This window comes from Acidovorax sp. FG48, from assembly GCF_057809085.1.
In genome coordinates, this window is the sequence record NZ_JBMDJH010000026.1 from 14,814 (window position 1) to 39,514 (window position 24,701).

Annotated in this window: 17 protein-coding genes and 1 pseudogene; 9 read left to right on the forward strand and 9 right to left on the reverse strand. The window is 64.2% G+C overall.

Annotation, left to right across the window (positions count from 1 at the left end):
* Window positions 1-2 precede the first annotated feature (2 nt).
* The 6 genes and pseudogenes from panD to ACODSU_RS23195 all read right to left on the reverse strand — a co-directional run bounded on the left by panD (window position 3) and on the right by ACODSU_RS23195 (window position 4,270).
* The gene (gene panD, locus ACODSU_RS23170) at window positions 3-383 is read right to left on the reverse strand and encodes an aspartate 1-decarboxylase (RefSeq protein ID WP_488845176.1); all 381 of its coding nucleotides are present in this window, start codon (window positions 381-383) and stop codon (window positions 3-5) included.
* A gap of 67 nt (window positions 384-450) precedes the next feature.
* On the reverse strand, window positions 451-825 hold the full coding sequence (locus tag ACODSU_RS23175; RefSeq protein WP_488845178.1) for a 6-pyruvoyl trahydropterin synthase family protein: 375 nt from the start codon (window positions 823-825) through the stop codon (window positions 451-453).
* A 25-nt stretch (window positions 826-850) separates the two neighbouring features.
* Window positions 851-1,486: pseudogene (queE, locus tag ACODSU_RS23180) on the reverse strand (7-carboxy-7-deazaguanine synthase).
* The gene (gene nadB / locus ACODSU_RS23185; RefSeq protein ID WP_488845180.1) at window positions 1,483-3,072 is read right to left on the reverse strand and encodes an L-aspartate oxidase; all 1,590 of its coding nucleotides are present in this window, start codon (window positions 3,070-3,072) and stop codon (window positions 1,483-1,485) included. Before nadB ends, queE begins: the two are co-directional and overlap by 4 nt.
* Window positions 3,073-3,135: 63 nt before the next feature.
* Window positions 3,136-3,999 carry a segregation and condensation protein A gene (locus tag ACODSU_RS23190; RefSeq protein WP_015015446.1) on the reverse strand — a complete coding sequence of 288 codons (864 nt, stop codon included), beginning with the start codon at window positions 3,997-3,999 and terminating at the stop codon, window positions 3,136-3,138.
* Between the two features lie 64 nt (window positions 4,000-4,063).
* The gene (locus ACODSU_RS23195) at window positions 4,064-4,270 is read right to left on the reverse strand and encodes a DUF3460 family protein (RefSeq protein WP_015015445.1); all 207 of its coding nucleotides are present in this window, start codon (window positions 4,268-4,270) and stop codon (window positions 4,064-4,066) included.
* 76 nt (window positions 4,271-4,346) lie between these two features.
* Between ACODSU_RS23195 and ACODSU_RS23200 the strand changes: the two genes are divergently transcribed.
* The 3 genes from ACODSU_RS23200 to ACODSU_RS23210 all read left to right on the forward strand — a co-directional run bounded on the left by ACODSU_RS23200 (window position 4,347) and on the right by ACODSU_RS23210 (window position 10,835).
* Window positions 4,347-4,859: an outer membrane protein assembly factor BamE gene (locus ACODSU_RS23200; RefSeq protein WP_476017356.1), complete on the forward strand. Its 513-nt coding sequence runs from the start codon at window positions 4,347-4,349 to the stop codon at window positions 4,857-4,859.
* Window positions 4,860-5,093: 234 nt separating this feature from the next.
* Complete coding sequence (locus ACODSU_RS23205) at window positions 5,094-6,911, forward strand: O-linked N-acetylglucosamine transferase, SPINDLY family protein (protein ID WP_488845183.1); 1,818 nt, start codon at window positions 5,094-5,096, stop codon at window positions 6,909-6,911.
* 177 nt (window positions 6,912-7,088) lie between these two features.
* Window positions 7,089-10,835 carry a hypothetical protein gene (locus ACODSU_RS23210; protein WP_488845185.1) on the forward strand — a complete coding sequence of 1,249 codons (3,747 nt, stop codon included), beginning with the start codon at window positions 7,089-7,091 and terminating at the stop codon, window positions 10,833-10,835.
* 47 nt (window positions 10,836-10,882) lie between these two features.
* Here ACODSU_RS23210 and metG read toward each other — a convergent pair whose 3' ends face one another.
* On the reverse strand, window positions 10,883-12,982 hold the full coding sequence (metG, locus tag ACODSU_RS23215; RefSeq protein WP_488845187.1) for a methionine--tRNA ligase: 2,100 nt from the start codon (window positions 12,980-12,982) through the stop codon (window positions 10,883-10,885).
* 174 nt (window positions 12,983-13,156) lie between these two features.
* Between metG and ACODSU_RS23220 the strand changes: the two genes are divergently transcribed.
* Window positions 13,157-14,272, forward strand: a complete 1,116-nt coding sequence (locus ACODSU_RS23220; RefSeq protein ID WP_488845189.1) for an SMP-30/gluconolactonase/LRE family protein — start codon at window positions 13,157-13,159, stop codon at window positions 14,270-14,272.
* 19 nt (window positions 14,273-14,291) lie between these two features.
* Here ACODSU_RS23220 and ACODSU_RS23225 read toward each other — a convergent pair whose 3' ends face one another.
* The gene (locus ACODSU_RS23225) at window positions 14,292-15,563 is read right to left on the reverse strand and encodes a patatin-like phospholipase family protein (RefSeq protein WP_488845191.1); all 1,272 of its coding nucleotides are present in this window, start codon (window positions 15,561-15,563) and stop codon (window positions 14,292-14,294) included.
* Window positions 15,564-15,784: 221 nt separating this feature from the next.
* Window positions 15,785-16,357: a restriction endonuclease gene (locus ACODSU_RS23230; protein ID WP_488805066.1), complete on the reverse strand. Its 573-nt coding sequence runs from the start codon at window positions 16,355-16,357 to the stop codon at window positions 15,785-15,787.
* Between the two features lie 122 nt (window positions 16,358-16,479).
* Here ACODSU_RS23230 and apbC point away from each other — a divergent pair, with 122 nt between their 5' ends.
* From apbC to fdhF, 5 genes are all read left to right on the forward strand, one after another.
* On the forward strand, window positions 16,480-17,571 hold the full coding sequence (apbC, locus tag ACODSU_RS23235) for an iron-sulfur cluster carrier protein ApbC (RefSeq protein ID WP_488845193.1): 1,092 nt from the start codon (window positions 16,480-16,482) through the stop codon (window positions 17,569-17,571).
* Between the two features lie 110 nt (window positions 17,572-17,681).
* Complete coding sequence (locus ACODSU_RS23240; protein ID WP_488845195.1) at window positions 17,682-18,740, forward strand: PDDEXK nuclease domain-containing protein; 1,059 nt, start codon at window positions 17,682-17,684, stop codon at window positions 18,738-18,740.
* Between the two features lie 4 nt (window positions 18,741-18,744).
* Window positions 18,745-19,701, forward strand: a complete 957-nt coding sequence (locus tag ACODSU_RS23245) for a LysR substrate-binding domain-containing protein (protein ID WP_488845197.1) — start codon at window positions 18,745-18,747, stop codon at window positions 19,699-19,701.
* A gap of 190 nt (window positions 19,702-19,891) precedes the next feature.
* Entirely contained in the window at window positions 19,892-21,790 is a 1,899-nt protein-coding gene (locus ACODSU_RS23250; protein WP_488845199.1) for an NADH-ubiquinone oxidoreductase-F iron-sulfur binding region domain-containing protein, read from the forward strand.
* Window positions 21,787-24,672 carry a formate dehydrogenase subunit alpha gene (gene fdhF / locus ACODSU_RS23255; protein ID WP_488845201.1) on the forward strand — a complete coding sequence of 962 codons (2,886 nt, stop codon included), beginning with the start codon at window positions 21,787-21,789 and terminating at the stop codon, window positions 24,670-24,672. The genes ACODSU_RS23250 and fdhF overlap by 4 nt, the downstream gene beginning before the upstream one ends.
* Window positions 24,673-24,701 lie beyond the last annotated feature (29 nt).

Genomic DNA, 24,701 nt, shown 5'->3' on the forward strand with positions numbered 1-24,701 from the left:
CGTTACAGGGCCTGCGTGGGCACTGCGTGGCGCAGTTCCGTCTGGCGGTTGTGGTCGTCCACAAACACCAGTTGCGGCTGGTGCGCGGCCACCTGGTCTTCGTGTACCTGGGCGAAGGCCGCAATGATGATGAGATCGCCCACTGCAGCGCGGCGTGCGGCCGAGCCGTTCACCGAGATCATGCCGCTGCCGCGCTGGCCCTTGATGGCATAGGTGACAAAGCGCTCGCCGTTGTTGATGTTCCAGATGTGGATCTGCTCGTTCTCTGCGATGTTGGCGGCGTCCAGCAGGTCTCCGTCGATGGCGCAGGAGCCTTCGTAGTGCAGCTCGCACTGGGTCACGGCCACGCGGTGGATCTTGGATTTGAGCAGGGTGCGGAACATCGGGCTTCCTTGGGTGAAGTCTGTGAACTTTTGGGGGGTGACCTGCCGGTGGCAGGGCCGTTGCCGGTCAGGGCTGTGGAAAGTCCAGCGCGCAGCTGTCGCCCAGCGCCTCGCGCCACACGCGCACGCGGCTCACGCTGGGGCGCAGGTCGGCGGGCAGCGCCTGGGCGATGAACAGGCACAGGTTCTCCAGCGTGGGTGTGCCCAGGCCGGGCACCTCGTCGAGCATGTGGTGGTCCAGCTGCTCGCGCACCACGGCCAGGCCCTGGCGCAGCAGGCCCAGGTCCAGCACCATGCCTGTGGCGGGGTCGCGCGGGCCGGTCAGGAACACTTCGGCGTGGTAGGTGTGGCCGTGTACGCGACGGCTGCCTTCGGCCTCGATCTCGCGGCGCAGGGTGTGGGCGGCGTCGAAGAAAAAGCGCTGGGAGATGGTGAACAACATACGGGAACCAGAAAAGAAAACCGCGTCACCGGATGCCGGTGAGCTTGTGGGTTTGCAGGCTCAATCGCCACGCGGGGTGGGCCAGGCAGGCGTCAATGCAGGCAGCAGTGTTCTGGCGCTGCAGCAGGCCGTCCATGGGCTGCAGAAAGCGGTGGGTGAACTGCGTGTCCTGCTCCAGCGCCAACAGGTCAAAGCCGGGCTGGGGCTAGACCAGTTTCAGCTCCTGCCCGCTGCGCTGCACCCACGGGGCACCGGCCTTGGGGCTGATGCACAGCCAGTCGATGCCTTCGGGAGCGGCCACGGTGCCGTTGCTCTCGACGGCAATGCGGAACTGCTGGGCGTGCAGCGCGTCGATCAGCGCCGCATCCACCTGCAGCAAGGGCTCGCCACCCGTCAGCACCACCAGGCGGTGGCCCGCGCCTGCAGGCCATTGGGCGGTGATCAGCTCTGCGAGTGCCGTGGCCGTTTCGAACTTGCCGCCCAGCGTGCCATCGGTGCCCACAAAGTCGGTGTCGCAGAACTGGCAGATGGCCTGGGTGCGGTCTTGCTCGCGGCCCGTCCAGAGGTTGCAGCCTGCAAAGCGGCAGAACACGGCGGGTGTGCCCGCCTGGCCGCCTTCGCCTTGCAGGGTGTAGAAAATTTCTTTGACGCTGTAGGTCATCGCGGTACCGGCGGAACAAGGATGGTAGGGGCGGCAGGCGCTGCCACCTCGGGGTAGTCGCGGCTGAAATGCAGGCCCCGGCTTTCGCGGCGCAGCTGGGCGCTTTTCACGATCAGGTCGGCCACCTGCACCAGGTTGCGCAGCTCCAGCAGGTCGCGCGTGACGTGGAAGTGTGCGTAGAACTCCTGGATCTCGCCCTGCAGCATCGCAATGCGGTGCGCGGCGCGCTCCAGGCGCTTGTTGGTGCGCACGATGCCCACATAGTCCCACATGAAGCGGCGCAACTCGTCCCAGTTGTGGGAGATGACGACGGATTCATCCGCATCGGTCACGCGGCTGTCGTCCCAGGCAGGCACCGTGGGCAGTTCGGTGGTCGGGGCGGCTGCAATCGCCTGGGCGGCGGCGCGGGCGAACACCATGCATTCCAGCAGAGAGTTGCTGGCTAGGCGGTTGGCGCCGTGCAGGCCGGTGCAGGCCACCTCGCCCACGGCGTACAGGCCGGGCAGGTCGGTGCGGCCCGCCAGGTCGGTCAGCACGCCGCCGCAGGTGAAGTGGGCGGTGGGCACCACGGGGATAGGCTCCTTAGTGATGTCGATGCCCAGCGACGCGCAGTGCGCCAGGATGTTGGGGAAGTGCTCCTGCAGGAAGTCGGGGCTTTGGTGCGAGATGTCGAGGTGCACACAGTCGAGGCCGTGTTTCTTCATCTCGAAGTCGATGGCGCGGGCCACCACGTCGCGGGGAGCCAGCTCGGCACGTGGGTCGTGGTCGAGCATGAAGCGGGTGCCGCCTGCCAAGGGGGGCAGCTTGAGTTGCCCGCCTTCGCCACGCACCGCCTCGCTGATGAGGAAAGACTTTTCGTGCGGGTGGTACAGCCCTGTGGGGTGGAACTGGATGAACTCCATGTTCGCCACGCGGCAGCCCGCGCGCCAGGCGGCGGCAATGCCGTCGCCCGTGGCGGTGTCGGGGTTGGTGGTGTACAGGTACACCTTGCCCGCGCCGCCGGTGGCCAGAATGGTTTGGGGGGCGCGGAAGGTGACGACCTCATCGGTGTCGCTGTCCAGCGCATACAGGCCCAGGCAGCGGTTGCCGCTCAATCCCAGCTTGCGCGTAGTGATCAGGTCCACCAGCGTGTGCTGCTCAAACAGCGTGATGCCGGGCGTGCTGCGCACCACGTCGATCAGCGTGCGCTGCACGGCGGCGCCGGTGGCATCGGTCACGTGTGCAATGCGGCGGGCGCTGTGGCCGCCTTCGCGCGTCAGGTGCAGCTGGTCGCCTTCGAGCGTGAAGGGCACGCCCAGGCCGCGCAGCCAGGCGATGGACTCGGGCGCGTTCTCCACCACAAAGCGGGTGGTGGCCAGGTCGCACAGGCCTGCGCCTGCGACCAGCGTGTCTTCGATGTGCGCGGCAAAGCTGTCGTCGTCGGCCAGCACGGCAGCAATGCCGCCCTGGGCCCAGCCGCTGGAGCCATCCTGCAGCGTGCGCTTGGTGATCACAGCCACGCGGTGGGTGGGAGCCAGGTGCAGCGCGGCCGATAGGCCTGCGAGGCCGCTGCCTACGATGAGTACGTCGAAGTCGTGGGATGCCATGGCTTGCGGGTAAGGGGTAATGCCACGGCCACCGGCCAGGGCGGTGAACAGTGGGAGGCGGCGCTAGGCCGGCGTGTAGGCCAGGCGCACGTAGATGGGGGCGAAGGCTTCGGCCTGCGTGATCTCGATCAGCGTCTCTTTGGCCAGCTCCAGCAGCGCGATGAAGGTCACCACCAGCACGGTGCTGCCTTTTTCGGGCTCGAAGAGTTCTTCAAACTCCACAAAGCGGCGGCCCTGCAGGGTCTTGAGCACCATGCTCATGTACTCGCGCACGCTCAGTTCTTCGCGCGTGATCTTGTGGTGCTGTACAAGCTTGGCGCGCTTGAGGATGTCGCGCCACGCCTCCTGCAGCTCCACCACATGCACATCGGGAAAGCGCGGCTGCAGGCTTTGTTCGATGTAGACCTGCGCCTTCAAAAAGTCGCGGCCGTACTGCGGCAGGTTGGCCAGGCGCATGGCGGCCATCTTCATCTGCTCGTATTCAAGCAGGCGGCGCACCAGCTCGGCACGCGGGTCTTCGGGTTCCTCGCCGCCTTCCTGCTTCTTGGGCGGCAGCAGCATGCGCGACTTGATCTCGATAAGCATGGCAGCCATCAGCAAATACTCGGCCGCCAGCTCCAGGTTGCGGCTGCGGATTTCGTCCACATACGCCAGGTACTGCTTGGTCACCCCCACCATGGGGATGTCGAGGATGTTGAAGTTCTGCTTGCGGATCAGGTACAGCAGCAAGTCCAGCGGGCCTTCAAAGGCTTCGAGGAAGACTTCGAGCGCGTCGGGCGGGATGTACAGGTCCTGCGGCAGCGCAAACAGCGGCTCGCCATACAGGCGCGCCAGGGCCACCTGATCGACCACATCGGGCATGCCGGCCCCATCCAGCGAGGGCGCGCCGGGCGAGTCTGCCGCTTCGGCTGCGTTCGCGGTGGTCATGATCTGCTATTGAATCAGTAGCTGCCAGCGCAATAAACACCTGCGCTTGTGGCTAAAAACATGCTCAATCGGCGTTGGTCTGGTACACGTAGGGCTTCTGGGGCACCTGGGCGTCGCGGTACTCGCCCCAGATCTTGCGGTCCACTTGCTTGTCCCACAGCAGGGCACGGCCGGCTTGCTGCTGCTGGTCCAGCTCGGGACGGCTTGCCTTGAGCTGGTTGATGAACTGGGTGGCGTCGGATTGGTAGTCGGGGCGGCGGAAAATAGACATGGACTGTGAACTCTTTCTTGGAACGCGTCAGGCACAGTGATGCACCGAAGGTCCAAGATTTTACCGGGACGAATTTATGCGCTTGATATATCGCTCGGCCGCCCTGGCGGCTGCCACCTTTTCCCTGCTGGTGCTTGCCGCCTGCGACCCGCAACGCATCAGCGAGCTCAAAGAGGGCGTCTCGACCGAAGCCGACGTGCGCGACCGCTTCGGCGCCCCCGAGAACGTGTGGAACGAGCCCGGTGGTGCACGTACCTTCGAATACAACCGCCAGCCTGCCGGCCAGGTCAACTACATGATCACCATCGGCCCCGACGGCCGCATGACCGCGCTGCGCCAGGTGCTCACACCCGAAACCTTTGCCCGCGTGTCGCCCGGCATGCGCATGGACGAGGTGCGCCGCCTGCTGGGCAAGCCCGCCAAGGTCACGCCCTACGAGTTGAAGAAGGAGACCTGGGCCGACTGGCGCTTCCTGGAGGCACCCAACCAGTCCAAGGTCTTCACGGTGGTCTATGGACCCGACCAGTTTGTGTTGCGCACGCAGACGGGCGCGGACACTGAGGCACCGGAGTTCAAGGGCGGGAAGTAGCGGCGCCGGTATCGCGCGTCCGCTTTGGGCTGCGCAGGGTCGAGGCCAGGCAGGCGCGGTGGCTATGCTCTTCCGTGTGACGACAAAAGCCCGCTGAAAACGGCTGTTTTCCCGCATTCTGCTGCGGGTACGCGCTCCTATCATGGTCGAGCGGCGATGCCTTGCCGTTTCGTGGTGGGCGCATGTGCGCCATCTTCTGTGCGACTTTCATCAACTCGAACGACTGGCCTGTCCATGAACAATGCAGTCTCTGCCAATGACTTTGGCACGCTGGTCCAGCAAACCTGGGACCGGCAACTCAATCTCCTGCAATTGCTGGAGACTGCCGACAGGCTCTCTGCGCAAGGCAGGGAGCCCCTGGCGGCGGTGCTTTACCAGACCTGGTTGCGGCGCAATCGCACTACGCACGACCACCTCGCCTGGTTCAATCTGGGCGTCATTCTCTTCAATCAACGCGACTTTGAAGGTGCGCGCGAAGCCTACAGCCGTGCTTTGCAGCTGAGCCCGCAATTTCTGCAACCGCGTTTCAATCTGGGCCTGGTTTACGAGCAACTGGGGCAAAGCGATGCAGCGATTGCGCAGTGGTTGCACATCGAGAACATCGTGGCGCCCGACAACGCGGCAGAACGCCCCCTGCTGCTGATGGCGCTCAACAACCTGGGGCGCCATTACGAAGACCATAGTCGCTACGCCGAGGCCCTGGCCGCGTTGACACGCAGCCTTCGTCTGGACCCTGATCAGCCCAAAGTGATTCATCACTGGGTCTTTATTCGCGCCAAGCAATGCGTGTGGCCGGTTTACGAGCCGCTGGGCTCGCTCACACCCGAGGTGCAGCGCCAGCACACCTCGGCCATGGCGATGATTGCCCTGTCCGAAGACCCTGCGATGCAGTTGGCTGCAGCGCGCCATTACGTGGCGACCTCGTTGAATCTGGGCGTGAAGCGCATGGCTCCCACCAAGCCTTACCGCCATCGCAAGCTGCGCATCGCCTACTGCTCGTCGGATTTTTGTATGCACCCGGTGGCCATGCTGACCGTGGAGTTGTTCGAGTTGCACAACCGCGAGCATTTCGAAATCTATGGGTTTGACTGGAGCCGCGAAGACAATTCACCTCTGCGCCAGCGGGTCGAAGCTGCCATGGATCACTTCGAGCGCATTCACACCCTGAGTGACGAGGCTGCCGCCCAGCGCATTCGCGAGTGCGAAATCGACATCCTGGTCGATTTGCAAGGGCAAACCCTGGGAGCACGGGCCAATATGCTCGCCTACAGACCCGCCCCCATTCAAATTACCTACCTGGGCCTGCCGGCCACCACCGGCCTTCCGTTCATCGACTACGTCATTGCAGACCGGTATCTCATTCCGGAGTCGGCACAGCCTTTCTATTCTGAAAAACCGCTGTACCTGCCTGACATCTACCAAGTCAGCGACCGCAAACGCCTGGTGGGTCCTGTCCCCTCGCGCGCAGATTGCGGCTTGCCAGCGGATGCATTTGTCTTTTGTTCATTCAACAACAACTACAAATTCACGCCCGAAGTGTTTGCCACCTGGATGCGCATCCTGCAGCGCGTGCCAGGCAGCGTGCTCTGGCTGCTGGCTGACAACGTCTGGGCGCAGGAGAACCTGCGCCGCGCTGCCGTGGCGCATGGCATCACGGGCGACCGCCTGCTGTTCGCACCGAGGCTAGCGCCGGAACACTATCTGGCGCGCTACGGAGTGCCTGACCTGTTCCTCGACACCTATCCCTTCAACGCCGGCACCACGGCCAACGACGCGCTCTGGATGGGCCTGCCCGTGCTGACCATGAGCGGCCAAACCTTTGCCTCGCGCATGGCTGGAGCCTTGTTGACGGCGGCAGGCCTGCCGGAATTGATCACGACAGACTTGCAGGCCTACGAGGAAAAAGCCGTGGCGCTGGCCCAATCGCCAGCCGACTGCAGGCGCCTGCGCTCCCAGTTGCAGCAGACCCGCGAGCAAGGCGTGCTGTTTGATACACCGCGGTTTGTGCGCAATCTGGAAGCAGAATTTCGGCGACTTGTGGATACCCAATAACCCTAGGGCGGGCCATATGGGGGCATGATGTAATGGTTTTTACACGTTTTGTAACATTTTGAGTGTGGAGAGATAAGCCTCTCAAGAAGACCCTGCAACTGCCGATAAGTCTGTTACGAAACCCGACAGAGCTCGCCATCAGGGCTCTTGATTGTTAATTTTTGCAGGAGCAAAGCCATGGCGAGCATCACTTCATTTTCTGGTCTGTCGGTAGATCAGCTGTCCGCGCTGACGAAGGCGGACATCACCACGATCTCTGCCAACTCCGATGAGGTCAAAAAGCTCACGGCGGCGCAAATCCAGGCTTTCTCTGCAGACCAGATTTCCGGGCTGGACGCCAGCACTATCGTCAATCTGAGTCCCACGGCTCTCAAGGCGCTGTCGGCTGACCAGGTTCAATACGGCCTCACCAAAGATCAGTTTGACGGGTTGTCGGTCACCCAGCTCAAGTCGTTGACCACGGCCCAGATGGCAGTCTTGACTTATGACCAAATCGACACGTTCAAAGGCGTCCCTACCGAGCTGGGTGCATTCTCTACCGCCCAAATCGCTGCGCTGAGCGCTGATCAGCTCTTCCGGATTGAAGGGGATGACACCAGCGGCCAGTTGTCGAGTCTGCAGATTCAGTCGCTCAAGGGCAACCAGCTCGACATCGTGAACTCGTTCACGACGGATCAGATCCGTGCCCTGACGGTCGCGCAGGTGGGTTCACTGACGGAAGAGCAAATTCGTTCCATGAACGCGACCCAAGTGGGGGCCCTCACGTCGACACAGGTTCAATCGCTCAAGGCCACTCAGCTGAATGCGATTGACGCACTGGGCAGCGCCGTTGCCATGCTGGCCACAAAGCAGATCGCAGGGTTGAACTCCGATCAGATTGCTTTGTTGGGCACAGACCAGTTGCGGGCGCTCAGCGGAACGCAGTTCAAGGCCTTCGGCAACAACGTAGACAAGCTGTCTGATACACAAATTCGCAACCTGGACTCCATTCAGGCGCGTGCGATGACAACAGCGCAACTGAGTGCGCTCCAGTCCAATCAAGTCGCCGCGTTGTCCACCGATAACCTGAAGGTGCTGAGTGCTGCGCAGGTGGTGGCGCTGGGCGCTGATGTAGGGAGCTTCTCTGATGAACAACTGAGCGTACTGCTTCCCACGCAGGCCGCTGCCCTGAGTTCTACTCAGATCGGTGCGCTGTCCAGTGATCAGATTGCATCGCTCAGCAGTACGGCCATCAAGGCGTTGACGACTGCTCAGATCAACTCCTTGTCGAGCGCTCAGCTTCGCGCTTTGACCGACGGTCAGCTGGGAGCCATGACGTCTGGGCAGGTGCGCGCTCTGGTCGCAAATACTGCCAACACCGATGGCATCAAAGCGTTGGCATCCAACCAGGTCGCAGCCCTTTCTACCGCGGCGGTGGCAGCATTGTCGACCGCACAAATCGGCCAACTCAGTTCCGCTCAGATCAAGGCGCTGTCCACCGAACAAGTGAGGGCGTTGACGGCGGAACAGGTCAAGAATCTTGCTGCAACCACGGACGGCATTGGTGCCCTGAGCAATGAGCAGGTCGCAGCACTGTCCACCCGTGCCGTGGCCGCTTTGACCACGAATCAGATTGTCAGCTTGAGCAGTGAGCAGATCCAGGCCCTCACGGTGGATCAGGTGGGCAAGCTCAGTGCGCTTGCCGTGGCACAGCTAGGCGGTGACAAGCTCAAGGTCATGGCCTATGACGAAATTGCCAGTCTTGCGCCAAGGCTCCAATCCAGTCAGATTGCCGCACTGACCACGGACCAGATTCAAAGCCTTACCAGTGCCCAATTCAAGGCGCTGACGACTGCTCAGATAAGCGGCCTCAAATCGGACCAGATTTCGGCGTTGACCACGGAACAGTTGAACGCAATGACGACGGCCCAGGTGCGGGCCCTCAACACCGGCGCAACGGGCCAGTTGGAGGCTTTGAGCAATGAGCAGGTGGGGGCTCTTTCGGTGGCCGCGATTGCTGCCCTCAAAACGGATCAAATCAACAAGTTCAGTGCAGACCAGATCACCGCACTGACCGACGGCCAAGCCGCAGCGTTGACCGCAGCGCAGGTGAAGGCACTTGATGCTGGCCAGCTGAAAGCTTTGGAGAACAAGGACGTTCAGGCGCTGATCACCAAGATTCAGACCAATCAGATTGCCGATCTGACCGATACGCAAATTTCTGCTCTCACGTCTACACAGATGGGCACCCTGAGCACTGGCCAGCTGGCGCAGCTCACCAATGCGCAACTGGCCGCACTCACGGATGAGCAAACCAAGGGCATCAGTGCCGCCCAGATGACCGCATTGACGGCGTCCAAACTCAATCAGCTGACATCCACTGCTTTGCAAGGGTTGACGGACGCGGCGATCAAGGCCGTGAGTACAGCCCAGCTCAAGTTGCTTTCCACAGAGCAAATCCGCAATTTGAGCGATACGCAGGCGGCGGCGCTCACTGACTCTCAAGTGGCTGCACTCACGGCCGATCAGGTCAAGGCGCTGGAGTCCCAGGACGTTGCAGCCAGAATTGGCAAATTCCAGTCGGGTCAGATTCAGGGATTGAGCGCCACGCAGATTGGGGCTTTGACCAATGGCCAGGTGGCAGCACTCACCACAGGGCAGTTGCGCGCATTCACGACGGGCCAAATGGCCGCTTTCTCTTACACCCAGATAGAGAACCTCAGCACCGGTCAGGCGCGTGCGCTGAGCTCGGAGCAATTGCAATCCTTGACTGCCGGTCAAATCGCTGGAATTGAAACCGAAGACCTCGCAGCGATGAGTGCGACCCAGATCCAGGCATTCAAGCCGGAGCAGCTGCAGTTCCTCACTGGAAACCAGGTGCAAAACCTGACCAGCACGCAAGTGCGGGCGCTGGGCTCTGCGGAGCTCGGGAGTGTGCTGGGCAAATTGGGCACGGGCCAGATTGGACAACTGAGCACAACTCAAGTGGCAGCGTTGACCACCGATCAGCTCTCTGGCATGGCCACGGAACAGTTGGCAAAGCTCACGCAAGCACAAGTGCGCTCGCTTACCACCGACCAAGTGAGTGTGATCCGTGATGTGATGGTTGCCGCGCAAATCGGTGACATGACACCAGCGCAGATCGCGGCGCTCAGTCAGACGCAGCTGCAAAGCCTGACCTCGCGGCAGGTGGATGCGCTCAGCTCCGACCAGATTCAGGGGCTGACGTCTACGCAGATTGGCTATCTGCTGCCGAAGCTGACGGAATTGCGTGACCTGAGCACGACCCAGGTTTCCGATCTGGACATGACGAAGGTGACGCTGGCCAAGGTCACTGACGCGACCAAGGGTCTCAGCAGTGATCAACTGCAGGCACTTACCGCCACTCAGCTGCAGCAGAAGTTGGATGACGGTACGGGTACACCTTCGGCCAATGCGTTGGTGCGAGACCTCAATACGGATGTCGCCAAACTGTCCGACGCCCAGATCGTCGCCCTGAATTCGACAGGTCTCAATCTGCTGACGTCGGATCAAATCGGTTTGCTCACGGCGTCGCAGGTGGGATCCCTCACGGATACGCAGCTCAATAACCTGGGTGCGACGGAGTTTGCCAAGCTTGACATGACCAAGCTGCAGAACACGCAGCTTGCTGGCCTGGTGGCCGGTCTTGCCAACCTGGACGCTACGCAGATCGGCGCCATGTCTGCATCGCAGGTCCGCGCTCTGAGTCCAGACCAGATAGACGGCTTTACGAACACCCAACTCGGAGCCATTAGTGCGGGCAATGTGTCGCAACTTACTCTGTCCCAGGTTGCCGCACTTGCAACGGTGGGTTCTGCCCAAGTGGCTGCACTGACAGGGTACGCCACCAATCTCACGGCGGATCAGAAGGACGTGATCAAGGGCATCGTGAGCGCCGGGGACTGGACCGCTCTGGGGCTGTGATTCGGCGGATTTGATGTCCCCGGGGGCAGCGCCCCGGGGAGATTGACTTACCGCACCCGCATGCCCGGCGTGGCACCCGGCCAGGGGTTGAGCACGTAGATGCCAGGGTTGGCCTTTTCATCGCCATGACTGGCGGCCAGCACCATGCCTTCGCTCACGCCAAGCTTCATCTTGCGTGGGGCCAGGTTGGCCACCATCACGGTGTGTTTGCCTACCAGGTCTTCGGGCTTGTAGGCGCTGGCAATGCCGGAGAAGACATTGCGCATGCGGCCTTCGCCCACGTCCAGCGTCAGGCGCAGCAGCTTGGTGGAGCCCTCCACCGGCTCGCAGTTCACGATCAGCGCGATGCGCAGGTCGATCTTGGTGAAGTCGTCGATGGTGATGGTGGGGGCGAGTTCTTCGCCACCAGGATGGGAGCCTACTGCTGCGGTTTCTGTAGCTGCTGGTGCTTGATCTGCTTGCGCTGGGGCCTCAAACAATGCTTCCAGTTGCTCGGGCGTCACGCGCTGCATCAGGTGCTGGTAGGGCTGGATGGCCTGCACGTCGCCCGCTGCGTTCCACTGCTGCATGTTCACGCCCACAAAGCCTTGCACCGCCTGGGCCAAGCCCGGCAGCACGGGGGCCAGGTAGCGGGTGAGCGCGGCAAAGGCGTTGATGAGCACGGAACACACCTGGTGCAGGGCCTCGTTGTTGGCCGCATCCTTGGCCAAGTCCCAGGGCTTATTCTGGTCCACGTAGGCGTTGACTTTGTCGGCCAGCAGCATGATCTCGCGCGTGGCCTTGCTGTATTCGCGCGTTTCGTACATCTGCGCGATGGCGTCGCTGGCACCGCGCACCTCGGCCAGCAGGGCGGCGCCTGTGGTGCCAAAGTTGCTGGTCAGCTTGCCGTCAAAGCGCTTGGTCAGGAAGCCCGCTGCGCGGCTGGCAATGTTCACGTACTTGCCGATCAGGTCGCTGTTCACGCGCAGCATGAAGTCTTCGGCATTGAAGTCGATGTCTTCGTTGCGTGCCGACAGCTTGGCGGCCAGGTAGTAGCGCAGCCACTCGGCGTTCATGCCCAGACTCAGGTACTTGAGCGGGTCCAGGCCGGTGCCCCGGCTCTTGCTCATCTTCTCGCCGTTGTTCACCGTGAGGAAGCCGTGCACGAACACGTTGTTGGGCGTCTTGCGGCCGCTGAAGTGCAGCATGGCGGGCCAGAACAGGGTGTGGAAGGTGACGATGTCCTTGCCAATGAAGTGGTACTGCTCCATCGCCGGGTCGGCCATGTAGGCGTCGTAGCTCTCGCCGCGCTTTTCCAGCAGGTTCTTCAGCGATGCGAGGTAGCCCACGGGCGCGTCCAGCCACACATAGAAGTATTTGCCGGGTGCGTCCGGGATCTCGATGCCGAAATATGGCGCGTCGCGGCTGATGTCCCAGTCGCCCAGGCCTTCGCTGGTGGAGCCATCAGGGTTGGTGCGGACGGTGAACCATTCCTTGATCTTGTTGGCCACCTCGGGCTGCAGCTTGCCGTCTTGGGTCCAGTTCTCCAGAAACTCCACGCAGCGCGGGTCCGAGAGCTTGAAGAAGAAATGCTCGGAGTGCTTGAGTTCGGGCTTGGCGCCGGAGAGGGCCGAGAAGGGGTTGATCAGGTCGGTGGGGGCGTACACGGTGCCGCACACCTCGCAGTTGTCGCCGTACTGGTCCTTGGCGTGGCACTTGGGGCATTCGCCCTTGATGTAGCGGTCGGGCAGGAACATGTTCTTCTCGGGGTCGAAGAACTGTTCGATGGTGCGCACCTCGATCAGGCTGCCGTCGGCGCGGTCGCGCAAGTCGCGGTAGATCTGGCGGGCCAGGTCGTGGTTTTCGGGCGCGTCGGTGCTGTGCCAGTTGTCAAAGCTGATGTGAAAACCGTCCAGATACTGCTTGCGGCCCGCCGCGATGTCGGCCACGAACTGCTGGGGTGTCTTGCCTGCCTTTTCGGCGGCAATCATGATGGGCGCGCCGTGGGTGTCGTCGGCCCCCACAAAGTTGACTGCGTTGCCCTGCATGCGCTGGAACCGCACCCAGATGTCGGCCTGGATGTATTCCATGATGTGGCCGATGTGGAAGTTGCCGTTGGCATACGGCAGGGCGGTGGTAACGAAGAGTTTGCGGGCGGAGGTCGTCATGAAAAGCAGCTTTCTCAGGCGGAACCAGCGATTTTAGGCGGTCGGCAGCACGTTGGGCGGCTGCGGGTTCTGATCCGCCAAGGCCGGGTCGCGCAGGTGCCAATCAGGGCGTGCGTTCAGCCCGCCGACGGGGCCACAATGCCCCGCATTCCAACCAACAACAGGAGACAACACATGGCCAGCACATGGGCAAAGCGGGTGGGATGGGGCGTGGGTGGCGTCGTGGTGGCGGTGGCCGCCTATCTGGCGGCGTGGCCGGTCCCCATTCAGCCGGTGGCGTGGACCGCGCCTGTGGCCCCCGGCTACCAGGGCGTGCATGCGCCCAACCAGCGCCTAGCCCGTCTAAACATCATCGACCTCAAAGGCGAGGTGGGCCCGGAGCACATCGCCTTGGGCAAGGACGGCAAGCTCTACACCACGGTGCTCAGCGGCAACATCCTGCGCATGAACCCCGACGGCTCGGGCCAGGAGGTGTTTGCCAACACCGGCGGGCGGGTGCTGGGTTTTGACTTTGATGCGGCGGGCAATCTGATCGCGGCCGATGCGGTCAAGGGCCTGCTGTCCATCGCACCGGACGGCAAGCTCACCGTGCTGGCCGACAAGGTGGGCAACGACCCCATCCGCTATGCCGACGCGGTGGTGGTGGCCCAGAACGGCAAGATGTACCTGAGCGATGCCTCCACCCGCTTTGCCCCCAAGGACTGGGGCGGTACGTTTGAAGCCAGCGTGCTCGACATCCTGGAGCAGGCCAGCACCGGCCGGGTGATCGAATATGACCCCGCCACCCGCACCGCACGCGTGGTCGCCCGGGGCATCAGCTTTGCCAACGGCGTGGCGCTGAGCCAGGACGAGAAAAGCCTGTTCGTCAACGAAACCGGCAAATACCGGGTGTGGAAGATTGCTGTGGATGCGAATGACCTCGACATTGGTCAGGCCAGCCCCCAGGCCCGCGTGCTGCTCGACAACCTGCCCGGCTACCCCGACAACCTGATGCGCGGGCAGGACGGCAAGGTGTGGCTGGGCTTTGCCAAGCCGCGTGGGGCGGCCATCGACAACATGGCGGGCAAGCCCTGGCTGCGCAGCCTGACCCTGCGCCTGCCGCGTGCTCTGTGGCCCATCCCCCAGCCCTACGGCCATGTGATTGCGTTCACCGACGATGGCAAGGTGGTGGCCGACCTGCAGGACCCGAGTGGCGCCTACCCCGAGACCACTGCGATCACCGAGACGGCGGACCGGCTGTATGTGCAGAGCCTGCACGCGCACGGCCTGGGGTGGCTGCCCAAGCCGTAGGGTTCAGGCCTGGGGCGTCTCAGGCGGGTTCCCCATGGTGCCGGGTCTTGACCTCGGCACCGGTATCCGTCCATCCAAAAAATTGGCACACCTCGGCCCGCATGGCCAGGGTGTCGGCCCGGCCCAGGGCCATCAGCTCCTGCGTGTAGCCGGACTCGAACAGCAGGTAGCTGGCCAGCGCCGCGCCGCGCACATCGGCCATGTTGGACGTGACCCCCAGGGCGCCCAGCATGGTGCGCACGGGGCCCGGCAGATCGCCCACATGGCGCGCAGCCACGGCGTCCAGGCGCTGCGAGGGGGCGATCACCAGCAGCTCTATGGGGCGCAGCGCGCTGTGCAGGCGCTTTTCTTCGGGGATCAGCGACAGGGTCTGGTTGATGCGCTGCACGCGCTCCACGTCCACCGCCAGCGCATCCAGAAAGATGTTGGACAGCGCATGCCCCGCGATCTGCGCCAGCGTGGGGTAGGTGGCCGTGGGGTTGGCGGCGGCATCGCCCTTGGGCTCGTGCATGCGGCCCGCGCCGATCACCAGGATGCGCTCGGCCCCCAGGTGGATGGCGGGGGCGATGGGCGCCGACTGGCGCATCGAGCCATCGCCAAAGTATTCGACGTGGTCATCCACCTCGATGCCCTTGGCCGGAAAGATGAAGGGAATGGCTGAGGACGCGAGCAGATGTTCGTGCGTGATGCGGTCGCTGGCGGCCTTGCGCTGCGAGCGCACCCAGGGCTTGACGGGCGTGGCCGCTTCAAAAAATGTGACGTGCTCGCCCGAGCTGTAGCTGGACGCCGTCACGGCGAGCGCGGTGAGATGCCCCTTGCGAATCAGCCGGGGCAGGCGCACCAGGGGCACCATCTTGACCAGCAGCTTCTCCAGTGGCGAGTTGTCCAGCAGCGACCGCGGCCGCATGCGCCGCCAGCGTGCCAGCGCCCAGCCCAGCGACACCAGCGTGAGCCAGCGCGCGCCGCTGCGCATCACGCTCAGCGAATCGGCGCCATACACCTGGCTGGCATGGAACTGGCGCCACACGCGCGCGATGCGGCGCACGGCGCGGTCAAAGTGGTCCGCCCCGCAGGCCAGCGCGGCCGCATTGATGGCCCCCGCCGAGGTGCCGGTGATGATGGGAAAGGGGTTAGGCCCATGCGCTTCCCCACAGGCCTGGCGCAGGTCGGCAATCGCCTCCAGCACCCCCACCTGGTAGGCGGCACGGGCACCGCCACCGGTCAGCAGCAGGCCTGTGGCGGGTGTAGACGGCACGGTGCCAGGGGCTGCGGTGGGGGTTGTGGACGGCATGGACGGTCGGACGGTGTGAGGCCCCCAGTGTGGAGGGGCGACCCGGCGCGGTTCATGTGGGAAAACCCGCATGTGCGGGCCACCCCACAGGGGGGTTGGGGGTGGCTCAGAGCGGCTAACAAAACTCAGCGAAGCGGTTCTGGCTAGGCGCTGTGTTGCAGGCAGTACGAGCAGTACGACAAGACACAGCAACGACGCCAGAAGAGTTTCGTTAGCCGCTCTTAACGCTGCTTGAGCAGCAACTGCGCCACCGCGTCACCCTGCAGCACCACGATGCCGTGCTCGCGGGCAAATGCCTGTGCGTTCTCGCTGACCTGGCCCAGGGCGGCCACATACACGCCCGCCGAAGCATCGGCGGCGGTCATGGCTGTGTGCAGCTCCCGCAGCGGCTCCACCCCATGGGTAGCGGCCTTCCAGCGTTTGGCGCTGACCAGCGTGGTCTTGCCGCCCTGACTCAGGCGCATATCGGCCCCGTTGGCGTTGTTGCCAGTCAGGCGTTCCACACTGTAGCCCGCGCGCTCCCAGGCGATGGCCAGGGTGTCGGCAAAGCTGCGCCAGGGCATGCTGCCCACGGCCTCCAGCATTTCCACGACCTTGGCGGGGTTGGGCGCGCGCAGCTGCCGCCAGGCGGCCATGCAGCCCACCACAAAGATGGGGAAGCCCGCCAGCGCGCCCACCACAAAGTATTCCTTGGGCAGCAACGCCCCGGCCGCCAGCGTGATGAGGCCCACCACCACAAAGCTGATCCACCACGGCGAGCGCAGCAGGACGGCAAACAGGGAGTTTTCGGACATCTTGAATTTCACGGGAGGCCTTTTTGGGGAGAGTGCGACGGTGCAATGCGGTGCGCATTGTCCTTCAGCGGCAGGGGGCGGGAGCTTGGGAATAGACTACCGGCCCCACAGGAGTTATTTGAATGTCAGTCACCGAACAGGGCCTTTTGGCCGCACTTTCCAGCGTGCTGGACCCCCACACGGGCAAGGATTTTGTCAGCACCCGCGCCCTGCGCAACCTGCAGATCACCGGTGGCGACGTGGCGTTTGACGTGGAACTGGGCTACCCCGCCAAGAGCCTGGTGCCCGAGCTGCGCCGCCAGCTGGTGGCCGCCGCCAAGGGCGTGGCGGGGGTGGACAACGTGTCGGTCAACATCACCACCAAGGTCATCGCCCACGCCGTGCAGCGCGGCGTGCAGCTCTTGCCCCAGGTCAAGAACATCATCGCCGTGGCCTCGGGCAAGGGCGGCGTGGGCAAGAGCACCACGGCTGCCAACCTGGCCCTGGCCCTGGCCGCTGAGGGCGCCAGTGTGGGCGTGCTGGACGCCGACATCTACGGCCCCAGCCAGCCCATGATGCTGGGTATCAACCGCCGCCCCGAAAGCGACGACGGCAAGACCATGGAACCGCTGGAGAACTACGGCGTGCAGGTCATGTCCATCGGCTTTCTGGTGGACCAGGACGAAGCCATGATCTGGCGCGGCCCCATGGCCACCCAGGCGCTGGAGCAGCTGCTGCGCCAGACCAACTGGAAAGACCTGGACTACCTCATCATCGACATGCCGCCCGGCACCGGCGACATCCAGCTCACCCTGAGCCAGCGCGTGCCCATGACCGGCGCCGTGATCGTCACGACCCCGCAGGACATCGCCCTGCTGGACGCCAAGAAGGGCATCAAGATGTTCGAAAAGGTGGGCGTGCCCATCCTGGGCATCGTCGAGAACATGGCCGCCCACGTGTGCAGCAACTGTGGCCATGTGGAGCACATCTTTGGCGCCGATGGCGGCAAGAAGATGGCCGCCGACTACGGCATGGACTACCTGGGCGCGCTGCCGCTGAACATGAGCATCCGCCTGCAGGCCGACAGCGGCAAGCCCACGGTGGTGGCCGACCCCGACGGCGAAGTCGCCGCCATCTACAAGAAGGTCGCGCGCGATGTGGCGGTGAAGATCGCCCAGCAGGCCAAGGACTTCTCCAGCAAGTTCCCGACGATCTCGGTCAGCAAGAACACCTGAAACAGAACGTCGGACCCATTCCTGCACTCCGTTCAGCTGCTATTAAATGAATAGCTTCTTGCGCTTGATGGATAAGCGCTAGAGGCCAAAAACACTTGAAAAGTGCAACCATGAGCGAAAAGCCTGTCGGCCTGATCGACCCGCCCACGGGTTACGCCGCCTGGCTGGCCGAGCTCAAAGGCCGCATCCACACTGCGCAGCAGCGCGCCACGCTCGCGGTGAATCGCGAACTGGTGCTGCTGTACTGGGAGATCGGACGCGATATCCTGCAGCGCCAGGCCGACCAGGGCTGGGGCGCGAAGGTGATTGACCGGCTGGCGCAGGATTTGCGCGCGGCGTTTCCGGAAATGAAGGGGTTCTCCCGCGCCAATCTCATGTACATGCGCGCGTTTGCGCAGGCCTGGACGGATGCCGAAATTGTCCAACAGGCTGTTGGACAATTGCCCTGGGGGCACAACCTCGTTCTGTTGACCCAGCTGAAGGACCCCGCGCTGCGGCTCGCTTATGCCCAAAGCGCCATTGCGCACGGCTGGTCGCGCAACGTCTTGAACATCCACATTGAAGCCCGCCGGCTGGAGCGCAGTGGCAAGGCGGTCACCAATTTCGAAGCCAGCCTGCCTCCACCGCAGTCGGACTTGGCTCGGGAGTCTTTGAAAGATCCCTATCGATTTGACTTCCTGGGACTGTCTGACGAGGCGCGCGAGCGTGAGATTGAGGGCGCCCTGGTCAAGCACGTCACAGAATTCCTGTTGGAGCTGGGCGCCGGCTTTGCCTTCGTAGGCCGGCAGGTGCTGCTGGATGTGGGCGGCGACGAGTTCTTCATCGACCTCTTGTTCTACCACCTCAAGCTGCGCTGTTACGTGGTGATCGAACTCAAGGCCGGCAAGTTCAAACCCGAGCACCTGGGCCAGCTGGGCTTCTATCTCACGGCCGTGGACCGCCAGGTCAAGAGCGAGCACGACAACCCTACCATCGGCCTGCTGCTGTGCAAGACCAAGAACAAGGTCGTCGCCGAGTACGCGCTGGGCGACAAATCCCAACCCATGGGCGTTGCCGAGTACAAGCTGCTCGAGTCGCTGCCCACAGAATTGCAAACCAGTTTGCCCAGCATCGAGCAGATCGAGCGCGAACTGGCGGGCGACGGCGGCCCTGCAACGGGCGGTGCCTGAGGCCATGAACCTGCTCGCGTCCCTGCGCTATCTGGTGGCGCTGCACGAGCACCGGCACTTTGGCCGGGCGGCGCAGGCCTGCCATATCACGCAGCCGGCCCTGTCCAACGCGCTGCGCGCGCTGGAGAAGGAGTTTGGCGTGGTGGTGGTGCGCCGGGGCCGCAGCTTCGAGGGCTTCACCCCTGAGGGCGAGCGCGTGCTGGCCACCGCCCAGCGCATGCTGCACGAGCACCAGGTGCTGCAGCAGGACCTGAGCAGCGACGCTGCCCACCCGCGCGGCACGCTGCGCCTGGGCGCCGTGCCCACGGCCATGCCCATCCTCGCGCGGTTTGCGGCGCAGCTGCAGGCGCGGCACCCAGGCATCGTGCCGGTGGCGCTGTCGATGAGCTCGCAGGCGCTGGAGGCGGGGCTGGAAAACATTTCGCTGGACCTGGCGCTGGGCTACACCGAACGCATGCCCGCACGCGGCGGCCCGCTGCGGGCCTGGCCGCAGTATGTGGAGCATTACTTTCTGCTGCGCCGCGCGCCGAGCCCACGCACGGGGCAAGCGCATGGGCTGCAGATCGGCCCCCCCATGGCCTGGGCCGATGCAGCGGCCTTGCCGCTGTGCCTGCTCACCCCCGAGATGCACAACCGCAGCCTGGTCGATGCCGCCTTTCGCCAAGCAGGTGCCACGGTCATGCCCGCCATGGAAACCGATTCGGTGCTGACATTGGCGCTGAGCGTGGTGGCGGGCAATGTGTGCAGCGTCCTGCCCGGTGCGCTGGTCGATGCCGTGCGTGGCCACGACGGGCTGGAGGCGCTGCCGCTTACCGCTCCGGTGCTCACCACGCCCATCGGATTCATGTCGCACCGGCAGGTGCAGCCCACCCGCGCCCTCGATGTCGCACTGGTGCTGGCGCAGGACGCGGACTGGCTGCAGCATGCCGCAGCGCACAGTGGGCTGTTGATCGCCGATTGAGCGCTGACCGCAAGGATTGCGGTGGTTGATTAATTGGCCGTTGCAAAAACGGCCGCTTCATTTGTTTTTGTGATCGCCCCATGTGCATTGGCAATTTGACGCCGCAGGCACCCCTGGCAGACACTGCGGCGGCGCGCTTGGCCTATGCAGGCGCCTTCATACAAAACAACGCGCCCCACGCCCCCGGCCCATGCACCTTGCCCCCGAAGCCCCCACCGTTGCCGCCGTGTCCGTCAACGACATGCGCGAGCGCATCCGCCGCAAAAGCCGCCTCAAGGGCCGCCAGCCCGAAGACGCGGCCATGGCAGAAGTGGCGCAACTGCTGGGCCCGCGCCCGGCCACCGGCTTTCGGCGCGATCTGCTCATTGAATACCTGCACCGCCTGAACGACCACTTTGGCGTGCTGCACGACCGGCACCTGGTGGCGCTGGCGCGGCAAATGAACCTGCCGATGGCCGAGGTGTATGAGGTGGCGAGCTTCTACCACCACTTCGACATCGTGCGCGGCGAGGAAGCCCAGGCCCCGCGCCTGGTGCTGCGCGTGTGCGACAGCCTGAGCTGCAGCATGGCCGGCGCGCGCGAACTGCTCGAAGCACTGCCGGGACGTTTGCAAGCAGCCGGGCAGGGCGATGTGCAGGTGGTGGCCGTGCCCTGCGTGGGCCGGTGCGAGCAGGCGCCCGTGGCGGTGGTGCACCAGTGCCCAGTGCCCCACGCCACGGTGGATGCGGTGCTGGAGGTGGTCAATTTGAAGCCAAATCGGGCTCTAGCGCTTCATCCACCTGCGCTAGTAGCTATCAATTTTGATATTGCAGAACTGGCCGGGAAGCGTGTGCCCGCGCAGCCGGAAGGGATCAGCCCGGCCCCCACCGACCTCGCCACCTACCGCGCGCACGGCGGCTACCAGACCGCCGCTGCTCTGGTCAATAGCGAAATGGATGCCGAGGCCGTGCTTTCGGCCATGGAAAATTCGGGCCTGCGCGGCCTGGGCGGCGCGGGATTTCCGGCGGGGCGCAAGTGGCGCATCGTGCGCGACCAACCTGCCCCACGCCTGATGGCCGTCAACATCGACGAGGGCGAGCCCGGCACCTTCAAGGACCGCACTTACCTGGAGCGCGACCCGCACCGCTTTCTGGAAGGCGTGCTCATCGCCGCGCAGGTGGTGGGCACCGAAGCCGTCTATATCTACCTGCGCGACGAATACCACGGCTGCCGCGCGCTGCTGCAGCGCGCCCTGGACGACTTGCGCGCCGATCCGCCATGCCCGCTGCCCCATATCGAGCTGCGCCGTGGCGCGGGGGCCTACATCTGCGGCGAAGAGTCGGCCATGATCGAGAGCATTGAGGGCAAACGCGGCGAGCCCCGCATGCGCCCGCCCTACATTGCGCAGGTGGGCCTGTTTGGGCGGCCCACGCTGGAGCACAACTTCGAGACGCTGTACTGGGTGCGCGACATCATCGAGCGCGGGCCGCAGTGGTTCGCCAGTTTTGGCCGCCACGGCCGCAAGGGGCTGCGGTCTTTCAGCGTGAGCGGCCGGGTGAAGCACCCGGGCGTCAAGCTCGCGCCTGCGGGCATCACGGTGCAGGAACTCATCGACGAATACTGCGGCGGCATGCTGGACGGCCACGAGTTGTATGCCTATCTGCCCGGTGGTGCCTCGGGCGGCATCCTGCCCGCCAGTCTCAACAACATTCCGCTTGACTTCGACACGTTGCAACCTTACGGCTGCTTCATCGGTTCCGCCGCTGTCATCGTGCTCAGCCAACACGACCGCGCGCGCGATGCGGCCCTGAATGTGATGCGCTTTTTTGAACATGAAAGCTGCGGCCAGTGCACGCCCTGCCGCGTGGGCACGGCCAAGGCGGCCACGCTGATGCAAGCGCCGCAGTGGGACGAAGAACTGCTGGACGATCTGGCGCAGGTGATGGGCGATGCCTCCATCTGTGGCCTGGGGCAGGCCGCGCCCAATCCCATTCGCTGCATTCACAAGTATTTTCCGCACGAGGTGGGTGAGGGGGCCTGGCCGGGTGACCTGCCCAAGCCGCGCAACAGCCCGCTGACGGAGCAATTGCCCAAGGGAGTCCAGCCATGAGCGCATTGCACAGCACCTGTGGTGTAGTCTTTGAACTGGACGGCCAGCCCATCACCGCCCGCGCTGGCGAAACCATTTTGAAAGCCGCGCAGCGGCACGGGGTGGACATCCCGCACCTGTGCTACAGCGACGGCCTGCGCCCCGACGGCAACTGCCGCGCCTGCGTGGTCGAGATCGCGGGCGAACGCACGCTGGCCCCCAGCTGCTGCCGCGCACCGACCGAGGGCATGAAGGTGCAGGCCGCCAGTCCCCGCGCGCGCAAGAGCCAGCAGATGGTGGTGGAGATGCTGCTGTCGGACATGCCGGATACCGGCTATCGATGGAACGATGGCGGTATAAATACTCCTGAATTGATAGCTGTCAGCGCTTATCCATCAAGCGCTAGCGGCCATTTTGAATCAAAAAATCCCGAAACGGTAGGCCAGCACGGCGAGTTGAGCGAGTGGGCGGACCGCCTGGGCGTGGCCGTGCGCCCCGCGCTCCAGGCCCTGCGCCGCGAACAGCCCGCGCCGGACCTGAGCCACCCGGCCATGGCCGTCAACCTCGACGCCTGTATCCAGTGCAACCGCTGCGTGCGCGCCTGCCGCGAAGAGCAGGTCAACGACGTGATTGGCTACGCGCTGCGTGGGGCGGACAGCAAGATCGTCTTCGACCTGGACGACCCCATGGCCGAGAGCACCTGTGTGGCCTGTGGCGAATGCGTACAGGCCTGCCCCACGGGCGCGCTCAGCCCCAAGACGCATATCGGCTCGCAAAAGGTGGACCGCAAGGTCGATTCGGTCTGCCCGTTCTGCGGCGTGGGCTGCCTCATCACCTACAACGTGCGCGATGAAAAGATCATCAGCGTGGAAGGCCGCGACGGCCCGGCCAACCATGGCCGCCTGTGCGTGAAGGGGCGCTTTGGGTTTGACTATGCCCACCACCCCGACCGCCTGACGGTGCCGCTGATCCGCAAGCCCGGCGTGTCCAAGGAGGTGCGCCCCTACGGTGCCGACTGGCGCGATACCTTCCGCGAAGCGACCTGGGACGAGGCGCTGGACCTGGCCGCTGGCACGCTCAAAAACCTGCGCGACACCCACGGCCCCAAGGCGTTGGCGGGCTTTGGCTCGGCCAAGGGCAGCAACGAAGAGGCCTATCTGTTCCAGAAGCTGGTGCGCACCGGCTTTGGCAGCAACAACGTGGACCACTGCACGCGGCTGTGCCATGCGTCCAGCGTGGCCGCGCTGCTCGAAGGCGTGGGCTCGGGCGCGGTGAGCAACCCGGTGAACGATGTGGAGCACGCCGAGCTGATCTTTGTGATCGGCTCCAACCCCACGGCCAACCACCCGGTGGCGGCCACCTGGATGAAGAACGCTGCGAAGCGCGGCGCGAAGATCGTGCTGGCCGACCCGCGCGTGACCGACATTGGCCGCCACGCCTGGCGCACGCTGCAGTTCAAGGCCGATACCGATGTGGCCATGCTCAATGCGCTCATCCACACGGTGATCGACGAAGGGCTGGTTGACGAAGCATTCATACGAGACCGCACCACCGATTTCGAGGCCCTCAAGGCCAACGTGCTGGGCTGTAGCCCCGAGGCCATGGCCCCGGTGTGCGGCATTCCGGCCGAGACGCTGCGCGAGGTGGCGCGGGCGTTTGCTACATCGAAGGCGTCGATGATCCTGTGGGGCATGGGCGTGAGCCAGCACGTGCACGGCACCGACAACGCGCGCTGCCTGATTGCGCTGTGTGCCGTCACCGGCCAGATTGGCAAACCCGGCTCCGGCCTGCACCCGTTGCGCGGGCAGAACAATGTGCAGGGCGCGAGTGACGCGGGGCTCATCCCCATGATGTTCCCGAACTACCAGCGCGTGGACAACGCCGGAGCGCATGCATGGTTCGAAGACTTCTGGGGCACCCAACTCGATGAAGCGCCCGGCTACACGGTGGTCGAGATCATGCACAAGGCCCTGGCCGACGACAGCGATCCGCACAAGGTGCGCGGCATGTACATCATGGGCGAGAACCCGGCCATGAGCGACCCCGATCTGAACCACGCGCGCCACGCGCTGGCCAGCCTGCAGCACCTGGTGGTGCAGGACATCTTCCTGACCGACACCGCCTGGCTGGCCGATGTGGTGCTGCCCGCCAGCGCCTGGCCCGAAAAGACCGGCACCGCCAGCAACACCGACCGCATGGTGCAGATGGGCCGCCGCGCGCTGAACCCGCCGGGAGATGCGCAGCCTGACCTGTGGATCATTCAGCAACTCGCCGCGCGGATGGGCTTGGACTGGAGCTACGAAGGCGAAGAGTCCGGCGTGGCCGCTGTCTACGACGAAATGCGCCAGGCCATGCACGCCAGCATCGAGGGCATCACCTGGGAGCGTCTCGCGCGCGACTCCAGCGTGACTTACCCCTGCCTCACGCCCGACGACCCGGGCCAGCCCATCGTCTTCACTGAAAAATTCCCCACGCCTACGGGCCGCCTGCAACTGGTGCCCGCCAGCGTGATCCCGGCGGCAGAAAAGCCTGACGCCGACTACCCGCTGGTGCTCATCACCGGCCGCCAGCTGGAGCATTGGCACACCGGCAGCATGACGCGGCGCAGCACCGTGCTGGACGCGATCGAGCCCATGGCCACCGCATCGCTGCACGGTGACGAGCTGGCGCGGCTGGGCGTGCAGCCCGGTGCGCTGGTGGGTATTCGCTCGCGGCGCGGCAGGGTGCAGGTGCGCGTGCGGCGGGACGACGGCACGCCGCGCGGCACGGTGTTCATGCCGTTTGCGTATGTGGAGGCGGCTGCCAATCTGCTGACCAACGCAGCGCTGGACCCGTTTGGCAAGATTCCGGAGTTCAAGTACTGCGCCGTGGCGGTGGAGCGGCTGGAAGTCGCTGCAAGCTGAGGAAGCTCAAGGGGCTTTGCAGGCCGTGC